General features: G+C 67.0%; 3 protein-coding genes, 1 tRNA gene and 1 pseudogene. 2 read left to right on the forward strand and 3 right to left on the reverse strand.

Features of this window, described 5'->3' with window-relative positions:
* Window positions 1–176 (forward strand): annotated as a pseudogene (locus JWQ05_RS20765) (response regulator); the annotation flags it as partial.
* 34 nt (window positions 177–210) lie between these two features.
* Here the strand turns inward: JWQ05_RS20765 and JWQ05_RS18630 are convergent.
* The 3 genes from JWQ05_RS18630 to JWQ05_RS18640 all read right to left on the reverse strand — a co-directional run bounded on the left by JWQ05_RS18630 (window position 211) and on the right by JWQ05_RS18640 (window position 3,677).
* Window positions 211–1,002 (reverse strand): DUF2189 domain-containing protein, encoded by a 792-nt coding sequence (locus JWQ05_RS18630; RefSeq protein WP_299661702.1) that lies wholly within the window; start codon window positions 1,000–1,002, stop codon window positions 211–213.
* 189 nt (window positions 1,003–1,191) lie between these two features.
* Entirely contained in the window at window positions 1,192–2,826 is a 1,635-nt protein-coding gene (locus JWQ05_RS18635; protein WP_299661708.1) for a peptide chain release factor 3, read from the reverse strand.
* A 98-nt stretch (window positions 2,827–2,924) separates the two neighbouring features.
* Window positions 2,925–3,677 carry an SDR family oxidoreductase gene (locus tag JWQ05_RS18640; RefSeq protein ID WP_299661705.1) on the reverse strand — a complete coding sequence of 251 codons (753 nt, stop codon included), beginning with the start codon at window positions 3,675–3,677 and terminating at the stop codon, window positions 2,925–2,927.
* Between the two features lie 96 nt (window positions 3,678–3,773).
* On the opposite strand from JWQ05_RS18640, the gene JWQ05_RS18645 reads away from it, so the two are divergent.
* Window positions 3,774–3,848 (forward strand) — tRNA-Gln (locus JWQ05_RS18645).
* Window positions 3,849–4,320: the final 472 nt, after the last annotated feature.

Genomic DNA, 4,320 nt, shown 5'->3' on the forward strand with positions numbered 1-4,320 from the left:
ACATCAATCTGGCGCATCAGGCGGGCGCCGACGCGTTCATCCTGAAGCCCTTCGACATGTCGGTGCTGAAAGCCAAGCTGAAGCAGGTGATCAACCGCAAGCCTCGTCGCCGCGAGGCGCCGCTCGCCTCCGAATCCGCCTTGAGCATCGAGTTTCCGATGCTCGGCAAGTTCTAGCCGACACCCGCGCGAAACGGCGGTTCGCCCGGCGTCAGGCGGGGACGACCCGCCTGTAGAGATGCCATGTGGCGTGGCCGAGGATCGGCATCACCACCGCGAGGCCGACGAAGAGCGGCAGCGAGCCCATGACCAGCAGGCCGGCCACGATGAAGCCCCAGGCCAGCAGGGTGCGGGGATTGCGCCGGAAGGCCGCGAGCGACGTCTCGATCGCCGTCAGCATGTCCACGTCCCGGTCGACCAGCATGGGCACCGAGACGACGCTCACCGCGAGCACCACGAGCGAGAACGCGAAGCCCACGAGATTGCCGATCGCGATCAGGGCCCAGCCGCGCGGCGTGGTCAGCACCTCCCGCACGAAGTCGATGGCGGAGACCGGAATCGTATCGCCGTAGAGCGCCCAGAAGATTCCCTGTGCGGCCACCAGCCAGCAGGCGAAGATCACGCCGAGCAGCAGCCCGACGCCGATCAGGGCACCGGCCGCCGGCCGCGACAGGCTGGAGAAGGCATAGGCCCAATCCGTGGACAGGCCCGTCTCGCGCCGCCGGCTCAGTTCGTAGAGGCCGATGGCCGCGAAGGGGCCGATCAGGGCGAAGCCGGCCGCGAGGGGAAAGAGCAGCGGCAGGACCTGGGTGCCGAAGGCATAGGTCGCCAGAACGATGCCCACGAGCGGGTAGATCAACCCGATGAACAGCGCGTGGGTCGGCATCGCCAGGAAGTCGTCGATTCCGCGCCGGAGCGCGAAGGTCAGGTCGTTCGTGTCGATCGCGTTCACGACCGGCCGGGCCAGGGTGTGCCCGAAATCTTCGGCATGGAGTGTCGTCATCGCTCAGACCCTCGTGCGGGAATGACGCTCACGACCTCGACGCCCAAGCTGAACTGCGTACCTTCGGGCGAACGCGGCCGGGAACCTGAGCGATCATGCGTAGTCCCTTTCGCGGAGCCTGTCTGCGCCCCGGAAAACCACGGCCTGACATTTCCCGATACTTGACCGCCCCGGGGCGAAAACTGCGGCTCAGGCGGCGCGCTTCTGGTAATCCTTGATGTCGCTGAAGCGGACCTCAGGCGCCCGCTCCTCCTCGTAGCGCAGCGAAAAGGCGGTGGTGGCCATGAAGACCGGCGCGCCGTCGAGGTCGCTCGCCATGGCGGAGCCGTGGCTGCCGACGAACTTGTCGAGCTCCGTCTCCGTGTCGCTCGTGATCCAGCGGCAGATCGAGAAGCGGGTCGGCTCGTAGTCGATCGGCAGGCCGTATTCGGCCTGCAGGCGCTCCTTGAGCACGTCGAGCTGCAAGGCGCCGACGACGCCCACGATGGCCTGGGACCCGTCGTGCGGGCGAAACACCTGTACCACACCCTCCTCGCCCATCTGCTGCAGGGCTTCCCGGAGCTTCTTGGCCTTCATCGCGTCGGTGAGCTTGATCCGGCGCAGGATCTCGGGGGCGAAGCTCGGCACACCGCGAAACACGATCTCCTCGCCCTCGGTCAGGGTGTCGCCGATGCGCAGGGTGCCGTGGTTGGGTATGCCGACCACGTCGCCCGCGAAGGCCTCGTCCGCGATGGCCCGATCCTGGGCGAAGAAGAATTGCGGAGCCGAGAGCGACATCGGCTTGCCGGTGCGCACGAGTTTGGCCTTCATGCCCCGGTTCAGCCGGCCCGAGCAGACGCGCATGAAGGCGATGCGGTCCCGGTGGTTCGGGTCCATGTTCGCCTGGATCTTGAAGACGAAGCCGGTCATCTTCGGCTCGCTCGGCTCGACGAGGCGCTTGTCGGCGTCCTGCCCGCGCGGCGGCGGCGCGAAGCGCGCCAGACCGTCGATGAGGTCGCGCACGCCGAAATTGCGCAGGGCCGAGCCGAAGAATACGGGCGTGAGGTGCCCCTCCCGGAACGCCGCGAGGTCGAAGCGCTTCAGGCCGGATTCGGCGAGCTCCGCCTCCTCGCGCCAGGTCGCCGCCTCGCCGTTCTCGGTGAGAAGCTGATCGAACAGGGGGTCGTCCACGCCGGTGACGGGCACGGTGCCGGCATCGTCCGCCGCATCGAGGCGGCGGACGCGGCCGTTGCCGAGGTCGTAGGTGCCGGCGAAATTCCGGCCCCGCCCGATCGGCCAGGTCACGGGCGCGACATCGAGGGCCAGCACCTTCTCGATCTCGTCGAGAAGTTCGAACGGGTCTCGGGCCTCGCGGTCGAGCTTGTTGATGAAGGTCACGATCGGGATGTCGCGCAGGCGGCAGACCTCGAACAGCTTGCGCGTGCGGGCCTCGATGCCCTTGGCGGCATCGATCACCATCACGGCCGAATCGACGGCCGTCAGGGTCCGGTAGGTGTCCTCCGAGAAGTCTTCGTGGCCCGGCGTGTCGAGCAGGTTGAAGACGCAGTCGCCATACTCGAAGGTCATCACCGAGGTGACCACCGAGATGCCGCGCTCCTTCTCGATGCCCATCCAGTCGGCTCGCGTCGAGACGCGGTTGCCCGTGGCCTTGACCTCGCCGGCGAGTTGGATGGCGCCGCCGAACAGCAGCAGCTTCTCGGTGAGCGTGGTCTTTCCGGCATCCGGGTGCGAGATGATCGCGAAGGTGCGGCGCCGGGCGACGGGGTCGGCATTGGCCTCGGCGGGCTTGGTCTCGGCGGGCTTGGTCTCGGTCTGCATCAGCATGGCGGGCAAGGCGTTCCAGGTCCGCGCATGGCGGAGTGCGATCGCCACGGGGCGTCGCGGTGTGGCTGTGTAGGCGTATCGGCGGCCGAGCGCAAAACTCAGCCGCGCCCGAGATAGGGCATGTTCGTCGCGACCACCGTCAGGAACTGCACGTTGGCCGAGAGCGGCAATCCGGCCATGTAGACCACCGCGTCCGCCACGTGACGGGCATCCATGACCGGCTCGGGGCTGATGCTGCCGTCGGCCTGCCGGGCGCCCGTGGCGATGCCGGCCGTCATCTCGGTCTCGGCGTTGCCGACGTCGATCTGGCCGCAGGCGATTGCGTAGGGGCGTCCGTCCAGGGAGGTCGCCTTGGTGAGCCCGGTGATCGCATGCTTGGTCGCCGCGTAGGGCGCGGAATGCGGGCGCGGCACCTGTGCGGCGATCGATCCGTTGTTGATGATGCGCCCACCCTGCGGGGTCTGCGCCTTCATCATCCGGAAGGCGGCTTGCGTGCACAGGAACGCCCCCGTGAGGTTCACGTCCAGCGAGCGGCGCCAATCGTCGAGAGTCACGGCGTCGATCGCCGCGCCGGGCGTGAAGATCCCGGCATTGTTGAACAGGAGGTCGAGGCGCCCGAAGCGCGCGGCCACCCGCGCGAACAGGCGCGTCACCGAGGCCTCGTCGGCGACGTCCGTGACGACCGCCTCGGCGGCGATCCCGGTTTCGCGCGCGGCCGCCGCCACCGCATCCAGCGGGCCGAGCCGACGCCCTGCCAGGGCCAGGTCATAGCCGGCCCGCGCCAATCCGAGCGCCACCACCCGCCCGATCCCCGAGCCCGCCCCCGTGACGATCGCGATCCGACCGGCCATGCTTCGTCCTCTCCTGTGTACGGACGACCATAAAGCGCTCCCTCCCCCCGTTGCCAGCGCGGGAGACTGCGTCTAGACAACGCCACGCCAGCGCTTTGGGGCGTCGCCAAGTGGTAAGGCAGCGGTTTTTGGTACCGCCATTCCCAGGTTCGAATCCTGGCGCCCCAGCCAGCTTCTCATCTCAGAAGTAACGGCCTGCCACCGCGGACATCGCAGCCGTGGCAGTTGAGACCGTGTTTTGGGTACTCGCGAAAGCTCGGCTCAATTCCGTTGAGGCTGGACAGGGACAAAAACATCGGCTTCGGCTAGTGGGCCACCGATCCGGACGCGCGTCTTTTCATACGCTGTGTTCGTCGACCCTTGTCTTTCCTGGAGGCGAGCAAGGGTATCGTCGTCGGGCACGCGGACGACTTACAGATGTCTGACATGTCGTTCTACGACGAAATGCGCAACCTGCCGACCGGCCGATAAGTTCTGCGTTTCTGACCGGTCCCCACCAAGAGCCGATGAACCTTGATGGCGTTCCTCCGATATCGATCGTCAAATATCGGCCGACCGCAAAGGTCGGACATCTGAGCGACTTGCAGCGTCAGTTCATGACAGTAAATTCCTCGGTCGGCCGACGAGCGGAAATCAGAAATTG

Origin of the sequence: Methylobacterium sp., assembly GCF_028290105.1 — a bacterium.
GTDB lineage: Bacteria > Pseudomonadota > Alphaproteobacteria > Rhizobiales > Beijerinckiaceae > Methylobacterium.

Excerpts from the sequence above, each read along its gene's own strand:
- JWQ05_RS18635 (WP_299661708.1), bottom strand. The coding sequence starts at position 2,826 with ATGCTGATGCAGACCGAGACCAAGCCCGCCGAGACCAAGCCCGCCGAG.
- JWQ05_RS18640 (WP_299661705.1), bottom strand. The coding sequence starts at position 3,677 with ATGGCCGGTCGGATCGCGATCGTCACGGGGGCGGGCTCGGGGATCGGG.
- JWQ05_RS18630 (WP_299661702.1), bottom strand. The coding sequence starts at position 1,002 with ATGACGACACTCCATGCCGAAGATTTCGGGCACACCCTGGCCCGGCCG.